We start from the raw sequence: 15,498 nt of genomic DNA, 5'->3' as shown, positions 1-15,498 counted from the left end.
GGACGTTGATAGCGAGCCGATATAAGAGGGCTTCTAAGAGGTGGCGCGGAAAGGGGTGCGGTCATGGTCGGCGGTTCGGGTGTTCGTCCCAGCGGTGAGTCATCCATGCTCGCCGGATCAGGCTGCGCACGGTGATGATCGTGTCGGTGAGGTCGAAGAATGCGTTGACGACGGGGGCGCGCCGCTCGTAGCAGCGGGCGAGCCGGTGGAATGCCGTATCCGTCCATCATGCCCGAGCGTTTCAGGCCCTGTTTGCCGCGGTCGACCGGGGAACGCCCGGCCACCTCACCGCCTCCTGGAGCTTTGGTGATGGAGCCGTCTACGGCGATCTGGTCGAGGACGAGACCGACGATCCGGTCGTAGGCGTCGAGCGCGATCTGCTTGAGTCGGGCGAAGACGCCCAGTCGTATCCATTCGTTGCGGCGGCTGCGGATCGTGGTGGCCGAGCAGGTTGTGTCGGCGATCGCCTCGTAAGAACAGCCGAAGCGCAACAGTTGCAGCATCTTGTCGAAGATGATCCGGTCGCTGATGCGTCGGCGGTGGCAGCCAAGTGGATGGCCCGGGTGGTATTCCGGCCGCTCGGGCAGCAGGACCGCGAATGGGTCCCAGAGCGGCTCGGTCAGCCATGATGGAAGCGCAGGCACAGGTCTCCTCGGTGATCACAGAGCGTCAGCAACTCCATGATCAACGGGACCTGTGCCCGCTCGGCTACCTACCTTCCCAACCGCGCCTGTCCGCGCGGCCGAACAGCGTTGTCAAGCTTACGGCTTTGCGCCATCCACTCCCCTGCCCGCCGTTTCCGGCGCTTCAGCCGGTCGTGTTCCCGACAGGCCCGGCGAACCAGGGTGGTCGACCTGACCACTCGACAACGCGCGTGCCGGCAATGGCCTGAGGAACTCTTCCCACGGAGCCTCTGCGCACGGATGGCGAGAGCTTGGGCACTCAGATGCTGTTGGCGATGCGCTCGTGGTCCCGTTCGCCCTCGCGGGTCTGGATACCAGCGGCGAGCAGCTTGTGGGCGAGCTCGGTGACCTCATCGCCGAACGCCGCGAACAGGCCCTCGTTCTCAACGGCGTACGCCGCACGCGGAATCGGCTGCGCGACCGCGTCGACCGCAGCCTTCGTGATGGAGATCACCTCCGGCCGGAGGCCGGCGATCCGTCGGGCGAGGGTGTCGACGAAGGAATCGAGTTCTGCGGCGGGCAGGGCACGGTTGATCAGGCCATACCGTTCCGCGAGCTCCGCGCCCACGAGTTCGGCGCCGAGGATGAGCTCCAGCGCTCGGGCCCTTCCTGCCAGGCGCGTCATGTTCACCGTGCCTCCGCCTCCGGGGAGGATCCCCATCAAGGACTCCGGCTGCCCCTGCCCCGATTTGCCGATCGCCGCGAATCGCATGTCCAGGTACATGAAGAACTCGTTGCCCGCGCCGCGCGCGAAGCCCGCCAGCTTGCCGATGGTGACCTGCGGCAGCGAGCGGACCTCCTCGCTCATCGCCTGGAGGATGTTCAGGCCTTCCGGGACGGTCGAGCCCGGCGCGGCCGCGATCGCAGCGCGAGTGGCTGCAGGCAGCGCGTCAGGGTCGGTGAGGTAGGCCATGTCACCGTGCGCAACGAAGAACTCCGGGTCAGCGCTCTCGAAGACAATGACGCGGACGTCGGCGTCGTCCCGCACACGCGCGACGAATGCCCGGAGTGACGGCAGGAGGACCGCGTCCATCAGATTGAGCGGCGGGTGATCGATTGTCACCGTCGCGACCCCGTCCGAGACGTCGATCGTCAGGGCGGGAAGGTCTTCGTAGCTCATGAGGTGGCTCCATATCGCGGTAAGGGACGGCCCGTGACCGGGCCGCCGGCTGGGGACAGCGTCGCGAATCTCAGCATCGCGACTGACACTGAGTATCAGGTTAGAAACCTGTATCCGGGGAAGCAAACGAGTGTGTCGGAGTACACTCGTCCCCATGAGCGCAGCGCCAGTCGGTACCCGTGAGATCAGCCGCCACGCGGTGCGAGCAGAGCTGGCCCGCGTCGCGTTCAACCGGTTCTGCCTCACCGGCTTTGACCAGGTCACCTTCGCCGACCTCTCCGAAGCCGCCGGAGTGTCGCGGAGCACCTTCCTGCGCTACTTCGGCACCAAGGAAGACGTGGTCCTGTTCGTCTTCGACCCTGTCGGTGACGTCATCACTGACGCGCTCGATGCCGAGCGGGCCAACCAGGACGACTGGAGCAGGCTGCGCAACGCCCTGGAGTCAGCCATGAGGTTCCTCGTGCGCGACGTCCAGGAACTCGTGACGATCCTCGGCCTCATCGAGCAGACCCCAGCCCTGTGCGCACGCCTCCGCGAGAAGCAGGCTGAATGGCGACCAGAGATCGTCGCCCGACTGCAGAAGACAACCTCCCCGACCGACGGGCCATCGGTCATCGCCAACGTTCGCGTAGCGGCGGCGCTCGAAATCTTGTGGATCGTCCTCGGGCAATGGAGTGCGAGCGACGGCCAAGAGGACCTCGGCAAACTGCTGGACGCTGCGTTCGCCGCCTTCTCGACCCCGGCATGCCAGCAGACGGACGCTCCGTTGTAAAGGGCCGAGGCGGCGGCTTCCTCGGCGGTGCCGAAGCAGCTGAAAGGAGTGGTCGACCCGGCGGCGGTGATCGCGTCGTCGGAGTCCAGCCCCGGCCGCGAGTGCAGGAGTGGGGTGTCGATCCGGCCGAAGCGGACGGTGTCCACGCTCAGCCGTGCGGAGCCGCCGAGACCCCCACAGCGCCTATCTGCGCGACCTCTAAGAAGCGGCCCCGGAGGGCTTCCGGGAACAGCTTCTGGAAGCGCCCGTTCTCACGCCTCCGGAGCCGGACCGCCGGACCGGTGGCGCGGGATGCGCAGCCGGAAGAGCGCACCGCCGCCGTCGGCCGCCGCCGCGGTGAGCGCGGAGCCGTGCGCCCGGGCGATCTGCCGGGCCATGGCCAGCCCCAGCCCGGAACCGGGCAGCGCACGTGCCTGCCGGGAGCGGTAGAAGCGGTCGAAGACGTACGGCAGGTCCTCGGCGGCGATACCGGGCCCGTGGTCACGGACGGTGAGGTCGATGGCGTGTGCGCCAGAGGTCAACCGGACCTCCACCTCGGCGCCGGGCGGGCTGAACTTCGCGGCGTTGTCCAGCAGATTGGTCAGCAGCCGGGCCAGCCGCGCGGGCACCCCGTCCACCGTGACCTCGGCCAGCTCCGTGGTGAAGGCGGTGTGCGCCCAGTGCGAGCGGGCCTCCTCGACACAGCGCGCGGCCAGCAGGTCCAGTCGCACCGGCTCCACCAGCGGCAGCGGCTCCTCGTCCCGCGCCAGCTCGATCAGGTCGTTGACCAGGCCGGTCACCTCGCGCAACTGGCCGCCCAGCGCCGACGCGGCCCGGTCCCGCTGGGCGGGGGACAGCCGGTCGGCACGGGCCAGCAACTCGGCGTTGGTGCGCAGCGCGGTCAGCGGGGTGCGCAGCTCATGGGAGGCGTCGGCCACCAGACGGCGCTGGGCGGCCACCGACTCCTCCAGCTCGCCGAGCATGGTGTTGAAGCTCCCGGCCAGCCGGGAGATCTCGTCCCCGCGCCGCCGCCCCTCCTCCGGCGGCAGTTCGATGCGATGGGCCGGATCGCGGGTGGCGGCGATCCGTTCGGCGGTGGCGGTGAGCCGGGTGACGGGCGCCAACGCGCGACGGGAGGCGAGATAGCCGAGCCCGGCGGCGAGCAGCGCCCCCGCCGCGCCGATGGCGGCGAGCAGCCGCGCGGCCTGGCGTTCGCCCTGCTCGACGGTGTCGGAGCGCACGGCGAGCTGGAGCGCGCGAGGGCCGCGGAGTGGGGTGGTCAGCGTGCGCATCCGGTGTCCGCGCACGGTGACCTCGCTGTAGTACGCGCCGCGAGTGCCCGCGGCCACCTGGCGGGTGGCGTCGGTGACCGGGATCAGCAGATCCTTGCCCGCCGGATGCCCCGGTGTGCCCGTCCGCGGGGTGACGACCTGCGCGCAGGCCGGGGCGGCCAGCCACCGGCATTCGCCGTACAGCGTCCCGGTGCCCTCGTCACGCCGCTCCTGGGCGAGCAGGGTGGCCTGCTGAGTGAGCTGGAGGTCGAGCTGACGCACCAGTTCGTAGCGGATGACCACATACGCGGCGGCGCACACCCCGACCGTGACCAGCGCCACCGCGGCCGAGGTGATCAGCGCCATCCGGGTGCGCAGCGGCAGACGGCCCGTCAGGCGGCTCCCGGCTCGGCGCTCCCCGGATCGACGGTTGCCCGCTGGGCGGTCCCCGGCCCGGCGTTCTCCAGACCCACCTTCTCCAGACCGGCCGGCGGCGCTCATCGCTCGCCCAGTTCGTAACCGATGCCGTGCACCGTGTGGACCAGCCGCGAGGCGCCCTCCGCCTCCAGTTTGCGGCGCAGATAGCCGATGTAGACCGCCAGCGAGTTGGAGTCCGAGGCGAACTCGGTGCCCCACACCAGCTCCTGGATCAGCTCCCGCGGCAGCACCTGGCCCGGATGGCGCAGGAACACCTCCAGCAGCGCGAACTCGGTACGGGTGAACTCCATCCGCCGTCCGCCACGCATTCCGGTGCGGCTCTCCGGATCGACGGTCAGATCGGCGAAGGAGAGCACACCGGACACGTTCTCGTCGGGCGCCTCGACGGGCGCGGCACGTCGCAGCAGCGCCCGCAGCCGGGCCAGCAGCTCGTCCAGCGCGAACGGCTTGACCAGGTAGTCGTCGGCCCCCGCATCCAGCCCCGCCACCCGCTCGCTGATCTCGTCCCGGGCGGTGAGCACCAGGACCGGCGTACGGTCGCCGAGGCCGCGCAGCCGGCGGCACACCGCCAGCCCGTCCATCACCGGCATGGCCAGGTCCAGCACGATGGCGTCCGGCGGTTCGGCGGCGATCGCGCTGAGGGCCGCCAGCCCGTCCCCGGCCACCCGCACCTCGTACCCCTCCACGGCAAGACCGTCCACCAGGGCGGCGCGGACCTCCGGATCGTCGTCCACCACCAGCACGGCCGCCGTCCGGGGGTCGGTGGGCTTTCCCCGGCCGGACGGGGAGGACGCGGCAGCGGACATCACGGGCCTTTCGGATGGGCACAGGTCAGTCCCCACCCTGGCAGAACACGCTCTTAGAACACTCTTAACGGCATCGGCCACAATGGGCACGTGCGGATCCTGTCCTACCCCGAAGCCGAGACACCGGCCCCGCTCCGCGCCCAGGTGTGGGAGTTGCAGCAGGAGGCGTGGCCCGCGACGGCTCCCGGCACCACGGGCGAACCCGGACCCACTCATGACCCGGCGCTGCGCCCGGTGTCGATGCTGCTCGTGGACGACGGCCACGGCCACGGCACCGTGCTGGCCGCCCTGGACATCCTCACCACGACCCTCACCCACGCGGGCCGGTCCTACCGGGCCGGAGGACTGAGCACCGTGGTCACCCGGCGGGCGGTACGCGGCCGGGGGCACGGCGCGCGCCTCGTCGCCGCCGCCCACCGGGCGATGGCCGACTCCGGTCTCGACCTGGGCCTGTTCACCTGCGACCGGCCGCTGCGGGACTTCTACACGGGCGCCGGATGGCAGCCGCTGCCCGGCACGGTGCTCGTCGGAGGCACCCCGGACGCCCCCTTCCCGAGCGACCAGCCCTCCTTCGACAAGGTCACGATGGCGCATTTCTTCTCCGCCACGGCCCGGCGCCACCGCGCCGACTTCCTCGCCGCCCGGATCGGGCTGTACCCCGGCGAGATCGACCGGCTGTGGTGACCGGCACGCACCACGGCCCGTTGGGCGCCGACGGTACGGCCCGTTAGTCCAACACCCCCGCGCACTTGTCCATGGGCGCCCGCCCCGCCGCCGTCCCAAGGTGGAGCACCATTCTCACCAGCGAGGGAGGAGCCGGCGCGTTGACCTACGCAGAGGACGGGCGGCCGAAGGAGGGATGGCCCGGCCGCAGAGCGGTCGTGGTCACCACCACACTGGCCGGAATCGGAACGGCCATCGGCACGGGCGGTGGCACCGCGCACGCCCGTGACACCGCACCCGGCCGTGGAGCCGCACACGCCCGCGCCACCGAGCGCACGCTGCGGTCGAAGCGGCTGGAGGTCCGAGTGGACCCGGAGTTCCCGCGCATCGTCGCGTACATCGACCGCGAGACCGGCGCGGTGCTGCACGGCCAGCGGGAGCCGGTCCGTTCGGTGCTCATCGACGGCGTCGAACGCACCCCGCGCACCACCGCCGTCACCAGCGGCCCCGACCACATCACCTACACCCTCGCCTTCGGCACGACAACGGCCACCTCCGGCGCGGACACCGCCAACGCGTCCACCTCCAGCGCGGACGCCGAGATCGACATCCGGATCCGGGTCAGCGAATGGCAGGTCGACTGGCGGGTCACCCGGATCGCCGACACCGACGCGCTGCGCGTGGGCACCCTGCGCATCCCCCAACTGGCGTTCCTCAGCGTCCGCGCCGACCAGCCGGGCGCCACCCTGCTGGCCGCCCGGATCGACCTCGACCAGGCCAAGAGCGGTGACACCGCCGTCCGGTTCACGGCCGACACCCCCACCGACGGCGCGCCCATCGGCTGCGCCTACGCCGTCGTCAGCACCGACCGGCTCGGGGCCGCCGTCGAGACCAACACGGTCTGGGACAAGCCCTCCTCCGCCGCGGGCACCACCTGGGACAACGGACGGCTGTGGCGGCAGACGGTACGGGAGGACGGCCAGATCACCGCCCGGCTCACCTGCGGTGAGTGGACCCACCGGGCCGCCACCGCGGCCGTCGGCGCCACCGAACCGCTGCCCTGGGCCACCGTGGTCCTCACCCGGGACCGCAACGGCGACGGCATGGTCGACTGGCAGGACGCCGCCATCGCCTTCCGCGACATCATGGTGAACCCGCTCGGCGCCGACGAACAGCATCTGCGGGTCGTCCCGCACATCCCGTTCAACTTCGCCAGCCAGGCCACCAACCCCTTCCTCGACACCCTCGACAACGTCAAGCGGATCGCGCTGGCCACCGACGGACTGCGGCAGTACACCCTGCTCAAGGGCTACCAGTCGGAAGGCCATGACTCCGCCCACCCCGACTACGCGGGCAACTACAACACCCGCGCCGGTGGCCTGGCCGACCTCAACACCCTGCTGCGCTCCGGGCGCCACTGGAACAGCGACTTCGCGGTGCACGTCAACGCCACCGAGTCCTATCCGGTGGCCAACGCCTTCTCCGAGACGCTGGTCGACAAAAACGACAAGCAGTGGGACTGGCTGGACCAGTCCTACCGCATCGACCCCCGCCGCGACCTGGTCTCCGGCGATATCATCCGGCGCTTCCAGAACCTGCGGAACGACACCGACCCGGCCCTCGCCGCGCTCTATATCGACGTCTTCCGCGAGTCCGGCTGGAACTCCGACCGGCTCCAGCGGGCCCTGCGCGACCAGGGCTGGCGACTGACCACCGAATGGGGCCACGGGCTGGAGCGCTCCTCGCTGTGGTCGCACTGGGCCACGGAGACCGACTACGGCCCGGACACCTCGCGCGGTATCAACTCCCGGCTCATCCGCTTCATCCGCAACCACCAGAAGGACGTCTTCGCCGACAAGTGGCCGACCCTGCTGGGCATCCCCCGGATGGGCAACTTCGAGGGCTGGACCGGCAAAACCGACTGGACCGCCTTCTACCGGCTCATCTGGACCCACAGCCTGCCCGCCAAATACCTCCAGGCGTACCCCATCCGCACCTGGGACGACCACGAGATCACCTTCGAGGGGCCCGGCCACACCTCGGTCACCGACACCGGTGGCGTCCGCCGCATCACCACCGACGGACGGCTGGTCTACGACGGCGGCGGGTATCTGCTGCCGTGGGAGCCGCGCGAGGCCACCGACCCGGCCAAGCTCTACCACTACAACCCCGCGGGTGGCACCACCCGTTGGCGGCTGCCGCGCGGCTGGTCGGGGCAGCGGTCCGTGGTGCTGTACCGCCTCACCGACCAGGGGCGTGCCGAGCCGGTCACCCTGCCGGTGCGCGACGGCCACGTCAGCATCACGGCCGACCCTGACGTCCCGTACGTGGTGCTGCGCTCCCGGGCCCGTGCCCAGGCGGCCCCCGGCTGGGGCGAGGGCACCCCGCTGTACGACCCAGGCTTCCACTCCGGATCGCTGCGCGGCCGGCAGACCACCGGCCCGGCCACCGTCGAACGCAGCGCGCTGGGCGACTACGAACTGGTCATCGGTGAGGGCGCGGCCGCCACCGTCGGCCAGCGACTCGACCGGCTGGCCCCCGGCGGCTATATGGCCTCCGTCCAGGTGGAAGTGGGCGCGAAGGCCGGTGAGCGGCGGCGGGCCGCGCTGCGGGTGCACACCGCCGACGGCGTCACCGCGGAGAACTGGACGGAGACCTCGACCGCCGTCAACCACATGGCAGCCGACCGCAAACACGGCACCCGTTTCCAGCGGATGTTCACCTCCTTCACCGTCCCCGACGGCGGCGGCCCGGTCACCCTCACCCTGGCGGTGGCCGAGGGCAGCGCCCGCGTCCGCTTCGACCGGCTGCGAGTGGTGCGGGCCCAGCGCACGACGAAGCCCGGCACCCTGGTGTACGAGGACTTCGAGCGGGTGCCACAGGGCTGGGGCCCGTTCGTCAAGGGCGACGCGGGCGGGGTGACCGACCCCCGCACCCATATCGCCCAGCGGCACGCCCCGTTCACCCAGGCCGGATGGAACGGCAAGGTGATCGACGATGTGCTCGAAGGCGGCCAGTCCCTCAAGTCACGCGGCGAGAACGCGGGCCTCGTCTACCGCACGGTGCCGCACACCGCCCGCTTCCACCCGGGGCGGCGCTACCGCGTGAGCCTGACGTACGCCAACGAGGCGGCCGGTCAGTACGCCTGGATCACGGCCGTGGACGAACCCGAACCACGCGAGCTGGAGCGCACCCCCCTGCCCGCCGCCACAGGGCGGGCCACCCACAGCTACACCGTCACCGCGCCCGCGGGCGGCGAGATGTGGGTGGGGCTGCGCAAGACCGGTGACAGCGGTACCGCGGAGTTCACGCTCGACTCCTTCACGGTGGAGGAACTGGACTGACACGGCGGAGGGAGCGAGCGCGCGGACACACCTCCGCGACCCGGCTCCCTCCGCCAACCCCCACCTCCGGTAAGCCCCTCCCCCTCGCGCCAGGGCCACCCTTCCCTTGGCGGCCGGGCAGTCCGTGGACAAAGATCGGCGTGTGATGGGAGCAGCCGACCGGAGGGGACCGCGGATGTATCACACCTGGATGCGGTACTTCACGCCCAGCCCGGCCCATCACCGGCTCGGCCTGGTGTGTCTGGGTGTCGGCCTCCAGCACGGCGCCCTGCCCGTCGTCGGCCCGCGCATCCTGGACCACCATGTGGCGGTGGTCATCAGCGCGGGCCGCGGATGGTTCCGCGGCGCGGACGGCCGCCGCCGCACCGTCACGGCGCCCGCGCTGCTCTGGCTCACCCCGGGTGTCACCCACCACTACGCCCCGGACCCGGACACCGGATGGGACGAGGCGTTCGTCGACTTCACCGGACCGGCCACCGCCGCCTACGCCGACCTGGGCTATCTCGACGCGGACGGCCCCGTGGTCGCGCTCACCGACACCGCCACCGCCCGTAGCGCCATCGGCCGGATCGCCCGCGCCGCGCGCCAGGGCAATCCGTTCCTGGAGGTCGAGACCGCGGCCGCCGTCCATGAACTCCTCGTCGCCCTCCGCCGCGTCCGCGCCGACACCGGCGCCGACGGACATCCGGTGCTCCAGGCCCTGGCCCGGGACGCCTTCCAGCCGCTCTCGGTGACCGAACACGCCGCCCGGCACGGCATGACACCGGCCGAACTGCGCACCGCGGTACGCCGCGGCGCGGGGTGCAGCCCCAAGGACTACCTCCTCGGCATCCGGCTGGGCCGCGCCAAGGAACTCCTCGTCGGCACCGAACTGCCGGTGGCCGCCATCGCCCGCCGCGTCGGCTACGACGATCCCGCCTACTTCAGCAGACTGTTCGCCCGCCGAGTGGGCACCGCACCGGTCCACTTCCGCGAGCAGCAGTGCCGCTCGGTCCCCGGCGGCTTCACCGACCGCATCCCCGACCCCAGCCGTCCACCGACGATCCCGCTGTCCGCACCGGCGGACGACGGTCGGCGCGGCGGCGGATGACCGGACGCGGCCTTGGGCCGGCCGGACGGCTGCGAGGAGCGGCTTCCGCCATTGGGGGGACGGTAGGCCGCGATTGCCCTGCCAAAGGGGCACCATGCATGCGAAGCCGGTCATATCCGGCGGCAGATTCTCAGCAAGGAGTTCCCATGCGTATCCGGACCGCCCTGTCCACGCTCGCCCTCACCGCCGCGTCCCTCGCCGTCGGCGCGGGCGGCGCCATCGCGGACGACGCGCCCGATGTCACAGTCAACAACTCCAGCAGCACGGCCTTCCCCGGCGTGTGCGCCAGCAACCAGTTCTCCTTCGTCACCGTCCCGGTCAATCTGGCGGGCGGGTCGGACTCCGGCGCGTGCTGACCCCCTGAGCTCGCTGATGGACGGGGTGCGGCCGGTGCACGGCCCGGGCGGCACCGGTCGTACCCTCGGCCATCGCGTGTTCCAATTCACCATCCCGAATACCGGACCGCCCCCTGCACACCGCCGGACGGCCCCGTAGGCTGGCTGGTGCAGCTGGTTCGCCCCGTCCGCCAGGCGGGATGCGTCGTAAGAGGGAACCCGGTGGGAATCCGGGACTGCCCCGCAGCGGTGAGCGGGAACGACCGCCGTCATACGCACTGGGTCCGGTGAGAGGGCCTGGGAAGCGACGGCCACTAGGTGTCCTCCTCCAAGAGGACGCGCCCGTGAGTCCGAAGACCTGCCATCTGCCCGCGTACGGACGATTCGTGCGCGGACATCTCGGTGACCTCGAGGGCGGGTCGGCGTACATACCAGGCAGTTGGCCGCGCTTTTGCCGCGCGAGACCGAAAGCCCGGTGTGTCACCCTTCGCGCTCTCCTCCCGTCGCCGGGATCTCAGGGATTCATCTCGCGAAGGAGATCTCCGTGACACCGAAGTCCGCAGCCGCGGCAGCACGAGCCACCGTGTACGGCTACCCCCGCCAGGGCCCCAACCGGGAACTGAAGAGGGCGATCGAGGGCTACTGGAAGGGCCGCGTCACCGCCGACGCGCTCAGGGCCACCGCCGCCCAACTGCGCAGCACCACCTGGCGGCAGCTGGCCGGGGCGGGTATCGACGAAGTTCCCACGGGTGACTTCTCGTACTACGACCACGTGCTGGACACCACCGTCATGGTCGGGGCGATCCCCGACCGCCACCGGGACGCCGTCGCGGCCGATCCGCTCGACGGCTACTTCGCCATGGCGCGGGGCACGCAGGACGTCGCGCCGCTGGAGATGACCAAGTGGTTCGACACCAACTACCACTATCTGGTTCCGGAGCTGGGTCCGGACACGGTGTTCGCGGCCGACTCCGCCAAGCAGGTCGCGGAGCTGACGGAAGCCCTCGGCCTCGGCCTGGCGGCACGGCCGGTCCTGGTCGGGCCCGTCACCTATCTCCTGCTCGCCAAGCCCGCCCCCGGCGCGCCCGCGGACTTCGAGCCGCTCACCCTCCTGGACCGCCTGCTTCCGGTGTACGCCGAGGTCCTGGCCGATCTGCGGGCGGCGGGTGCCGAGTGGGTGCAGCTCGACGAGCCCGCCCTGGTCCAGGACCGCACGCCGGCCGAACTGAACTCCGCCGGCCGCGCCTACCGCGATCTCGGCGCCCTCACCGACCGCCCGAAGCTGCTGGTCGCGACGTACTTCGACCGCCTCGGCGAGGCCCTGCCCATGCTGGCCAAGGCCCCGGTCGAGGGGCTGGCGCTGGACTTCACGGAGGCCGCCGCCGCGAATCTGGACGCGCTGGCCGCCGTCGGCGGGCTGCCCCGCAAGCGGCTGATCGCCGGTGTCGTCAACGGCCGCAACATCTGGGTCAACGATCTGGAGAAGTCCCTGGCCAGGCTCGGCACCCTGCTGGGTCTTGCCGACCGGGTCGATGTGGCCGCCTCCTGCTCGCTGCTGCACGTCCCCCTCGACGCGGCGGCCGAGCGGGACATCGAACCGCAGATCCAGCGCTGGCTGGCCTTCGCCCGGCAGAAGACCACGGAGATCGTCACCCTCGCCAGGGGCCTGGCCCGCGGCACCGATGCGATCACCGCCGAACTGGCCGCGAACCGGGCCGCCCTCGCCTCCCGCGCCAACTCCCCCATCACCCGCGACCCGGCCGTCCGCGCCCGCACCGGCGCGGTCACCGAGGCCGACGCCCGCCGCTCCCAGCCGTACGCCGAACGCGCCGCGGCCCAGCGCGCCCACCTCCGCCTGCCGCTGCTGCCGACCACCACCATCGGCTCCTTCCCCCAGACCGGCGAACTGCGCACCGCCCGCGCCGACCTGCGCGGGGGCCGGATCGACACGGCCGGGTACGAGGAGCGCGTCAAGGCCGAGATCCAGGAGGTGATCTCCTTCCAGGAGAAGACCGGCCTGGATGTGCTGGTGCACGGCGAGGCCGAGCGCAACGACATGGTCCAGTACTTCGCCGAGCAGCTCACCGGCTATCTCGCCACGCAGCACGGCTGGGTGCAGTCCTACGGCACCCGCTACGTCCGCCCGCCGATCCTGGCCGGTGACATCTCGCGCCCCGAGCCGATGACGGTGCGCTGGACGGCCTATGCCCAGTCCCTCACCGACCGCCCGGTCAAGGGCATGCTCACCGGCCCGGTCACCATGCTCGCCTGGTCCTTCGTCCGCGACGACCAGCCCCTCGGCGACACCGCCCGCCAGGTCGCCCTCGCCCTGCGCGACGAGGTGGGCGACCTGGAGGCGGCCGGGACCTCGGTCATCCAGGTGGACGAACCCGCTCTGCGCGAGACCCTTCCGCTGCGCGCCGAGGACCGGCCCGGCTATCTGTCCTGGGCGACCGAAGCCTTCCGCCTCACCACCGGAGGCGTACGGCCCGGCACCCAGATCCACACCCATATGTGCTACGCCGAGTTCGGCGACATCGTCCAGGCGATCGACGACCTCGACGCCGATGTCATCAGCCTGGAGGCCGCCCGCTCCCATATGCAGGTGGCCCGCGAGCTCGCCGCCCATGGCTATCCGCGCGAGGCCGGGCCCGGTGTGTACGACATCCACTCCCCCCGCGTGCCCAGCGCGCTGGAGGCGGCGGAACTGCTGCGCACCGGCCTCAAGGCCATCCCCGCCGAGCGGCTGTGGGTCAACCCCGACTGCGGCCTGAAGACCCGCGGCTGGCCCGAGACCCGCTCCTCACTGCGGAACCTGGTCACGGCGGCCCGTACGGTCCGCGGTGAGCTGCCCGCGTCCTGACCCGGACGACCGGCCGGGGCCGGAGCGCCGCGCGCTCCGGCCCCGGTGCCGAACGCCGAACGCCGACGCCGGACGTGGTCAGGCGGCTGTCACACCGGACAGGGGACGCCGACGGTGGGCCTCGTCCTTCCGCCAGGCCCCGGGCGTGACGCCTTCCCTGGCCGAAAAGGCACGACTCAACGCGCTCCCGGTGTCGTAGCCGACCCTGACCGCGATCTCCTGGACACTCAGCGGCGTCTCCCGGAGCAGCACCTTCACCCGGTACATGCGCCATGAGGTGAGGTAGCCGAGCGGGGTATCCCCCGTTTTCTCCTTGAACGAGGCGGCGAACGCCGAGCGTGACATCCCCGCCTTGCGGGCGAGTTCGTCGACCGTCCACGGATGGGCCAGATCCGCGTGCAACTCCCGCATGGCGACGGCCAGCCGGGGGTCTCGCAGTGCGGCGATCCAGCCGACGGTGCCGCCCCCGACATCGGCGCAACAGGTCCGTAGTGCCTGGACGAAGAGCACGTCGGACAGCCGGCTCATGATGAAGCCACCGCCGAGCCCGCCTGCCGCGCTCTCCCTCGCGATGAGGTCGAACGTGGTGCGCAGGAGGTGGCTGGAGGCGTGGTCCAGGTTCAGCCGGAACAACGGCGGCAGCAGCGCGAAGAGCGGTTCGGCCGCCACGGCGTCGAAGGCGAACCGGCTGGACACGATCTGCGTCAGCTCACCGTCGCCCCCGACCCGCGCCGCGTTGCCGGGAGCCTGGGAGACCAGTCCGTCGCAGTCGACGACCTCGCTGCCCGTGGTGTCCTGAAGGGTGAATCTCATGCCCGCGCGGACCAGGAAGCAGTCGTTGGCCTCCAGCCATTGCGGCCCGGCGAGCGTGTCCGCGACGAGCCGGCAGGAACCACTGGAGATCAGCACCAGCCGGGCGAGGTCCCGGGGAGGGAACGAGATGCCCCACGGCGCATGGGCGTCCACCCGCACATACCGCGCGTCCTCGATCTTCATGGTGGCGAGAAGGTCGTCGACGGGATCCATCTCCACCCTCCTGGACGATCTGCGCTAAACCGCGGACGCCAGGATACATATCGTCCAGCCGGGCCGCCCTATCGTGGAGATGACCCGAGAACAAAGGAGGGGAAATGCGAACGTTTCAGATTGATACGGGCGGCGACCTGATCGCCCCGGCCACGCGTCCGGTGCCGACTCCGTCGGCGGGTGAAGTTCTGGTCCGCGTGAAAGCCAGCTCCATCAACGCGCGCGACCTGCTCATCGTCTCCGGCAGGTATCCCATCGAGGTTCCGCCGGGGCGTATCCCGCTCTCCGACGGCGCGGGCGTCGTGGAGGCGGTCGGGGACGGGGTTTCGCGGTTCCGGGTGGGGGATCGCGTCGTGAGCACCTTCCATCCGACCTGGCTGTACGGTCGGTTCCCCGAGTGGGGGGAGCTCCACGGGACGCAGCGCGATGGATGGCTCACCGAATACATCGCCCTCGACGAGCAGAGCCTGGTCGCCGTGCCGGACCAGCTCTCCTTCGAGGAAGCGGCCACGCTTCCGTGCGCCGCGCTCACCGCGTGGTCGGCGGTGAGCGGAGTCGGCCCGGGCGATGCGCTCCTGGTCCAGGGCTCGGGCGGGGTGTCGGTCTTCGCGCTGCAGTTCGCCCGTCTGGCCGGCGCGCGTGTGCTCGCCACGACCTCCAGCGATGAGAAGGCCCGACGGCTCGGCACGCTCGGCGCCTCCGATGTCGTCAACTACGTCAGCACACCGGAGTGGGGCGCACAGGTGCGGGCGCTCACCGGCGGCGGTGCCGACCGTGTCGTCGAGATCGGCGGCGCCGGAACGCTCGCTCAGTCCATCGAGGCCGTCGCCCACGGCGGGCAGATCGCCCTCGTCGGCAATCTCGCGTCGGGCAGCGGGATGGATGTGATGCGATTCTTCCGCCGCGCCGCCACGCTCAGGTCGATCAGCGTCGGCAGCCGGAGCGACTTCGAGCGGATGAACAAGGTCATCGGCCAGCACCGGCTGCGGCCCGTCATCGACCGTGTCGTCCCCTTCGACCAGGCGCCGGAGGCGTTCGCCCACTTCGAGAAGGGGCCACGCTTCGGCAAGGTCGTCATCAGCCACTGACCACGTACGGCCACAAAGGC

General features: G+C 71.1%; 11 protein-coding genes, 1 pseudogene and 1 riboswitch. Of the genes and pseudogenes, 7 read left to right on the top strand and 5 right to left on the bottom strand.

The window, feature by feature from the left end; all coding sequences use genetic code 11:
* Nucleotides 1-61 precede the first annotated feature (61 nt).
* Nucleotides 62-644, bottom strand: a pseudogene (locus tag CGL27_RS43170) (transposase).
* Between the two features lie 298 nt (nt 645-942).
* A complete protein-coding gene (locus tag CGL27_RS43165; RefSeq protein ID WP_078641296.1) occupies nt 943-1,803 on the bottom strand; it encodes an enoyl-CoA hydratase/isomerase family protein in 861 nt (286 codons plus the stop codon).
* Between the two features lie 154 nt (nt 1,804-1,957).
* Here CGL27_RS43165 and CGL27_RS43160 point away from each other — a divergent pair, with 154 nt between their 5' ends.
* Complete coding sequence (locus CGL27_RS43160) at nt 1,958-2,575, top strand: TetR family transcriptional regulator (RefSeq protein ID WP_119993019.1); 618 nt, start codon at nt 1,958-1,960, stop codon at nt 2,573-2,575.
* Between the two features lie 251 nt (nt 2,576-2,826).
* Here the strand turns inward: CGL27_RS43160 and CGL27_RS43155 are convergent, their stop codons facing one another.
* Both CGL27_RS43155 and CGL27_RS43150 read right to left on the bottom strand, forming a co-directional pair.
* On the bottom strand, nt 2,827-4,191 hold the full coding sequence (locus CGL27_RS43155; RefSeq protein ID WP_162953199.1) for a HAMP domain-containing sensor histidine kinase: 1,365 nt from the start codon (nt 4,189-4,191) through the stop codon (nt 2,827-2,829).
* 131 nt (nt 4,192-4,322) lie between these two features.
* Nucleotides 4,323-5,069, bottom strand: a complete 747-nt coding sequence (locus CGL27_RS43150) for a response regulator transcription factor (RefSeq protein WP_119993016.1) — start codon at nt 5,067-5,069, stop codon at nt 4,323-4,325.
* Nucleotides 5,070-5,159: 90 nt separating this feature from the next.
* Between CGL27_RS43150 and CGL27_RS43145 the strand changes: the two genes are divergently transcribed.
* The 5 genes from CGL27_RS43145 to metE all read left to right on the top strand — a co-directional run bounded on the left by CGL27_RS43145 (nt 5,160) and on the right by metE (nt 13,364).
* Nucleotides 5,160-5,753, top strand: a complete 594-nt coding sequence (locus CGL27_RS43145; RefSeq protein ID WP_119993014.1) for a GNAT family N-acetyltransferase — start codon at nt 5,160-5,162, stop codon at nt 5,751-5,753.
* A gap of 140 nt (nt 5,754-5,893) precedes the next feature.
* On the top strand, nt 5,894-9,076 hold the full coding sequence (locus CGL27_RS43140; RefSeq protein WP_240450834.1) for an endo-alpha-N-acetylgalactosaminidase family protein: 3,183 nt from the start codon (nt 5,894-5,896) through the stop codon (nt 9,074-9,076).
* Nucleotides 9,077-9,251: 175 nt separating this feature from the next.
* On the top strand, nt 9,252-10,166 hold the full coding sequence (locus CGL27_RS43135) for an AraC family transcriptional regulator (RefSeq protein ID WP_119993011.1): 915 nt from the start codon (nt 9,252-9,254) through the stop codon (nt 10,164-10,166).
* Nucleotides 10,167-10,312: 146 nt separating this feature from the next.
* On the top strand, nt 10,313-10,522 hold the full coding sequence (locus tag CGL27_RS43130) for a hypothetical protein (RefSeq protein ID WP_014058984.1): 210 nt from the start codon (nt 10,313-10,315) through the stop codon (nt 10,520-10,522).
* Nucleotides 10,523-10,659: 137 nt separating this feature from the next.
* A riboswitch (cobalamin riboswitch) is annotated at nt 10,660-10,882 on the top strand.
* A 163-nt stretch (nt 10,883-11,045) separates the two neighbouring features.
* Nucleotides 11,046-13,364, top strand: a complete 2,319-nt coding sequence (metE, locus tag CGL27_RS43125; protein WP_119993009.1) for a 5-methyltetrahydropteroyltriglutamate--homocysteine S-methyltransferase — start codon at nt 11,046-11,048, stop codon at nt 13,362-13,364.
* 78 nt (nt 13,365-13,442) lie between these two features.
* On the opposite strand, the gene CGL27_RS43120 is transcribed toward metE, so the two are convergent.
* Entirely contained in the window at nt 13,443-14,390 is a 948-nt protein-coding gene (locus CGL27_RS43120) for an AraC family transcriptional regulator (protein ID WP_119993007.1), read from the bottom strand.
* A 104-nt stretch (nt 14,391-14,494) separates the two neighbouring features.
* Between CGL27_RS43120 and CGL27_RS43115 the strand changes: the two genes are divergently transcribed.
* Nucleotides 14,495-15,478, top strand: a complete 984-nt coding sequence (locus CGL27_RS43115) for an NAD(P)-dependent alcohol dehydrogenase (RefSeq protein ID WP_119993005.1) — start codon at nt 14,495-14,497, stop codon at nt 15,476-15,478.
* The last annotated feature ends 20 nt before the right edge of the window (nt 15,479-15,498 follow it).

It is taken from the genome of Streptomyces sp. 11-1-2, assembly GCF_003595545.1.
Lineage (GTDB): Bacteria > Actinomycetota > Actinomycetes > Streptomycetales > Streptomycetaceae > Streptomyces > Streptomyces hygroscopicus_B.
This window is presented reverse-complemented; position numbering and strand designations above follow the sequence as displayed.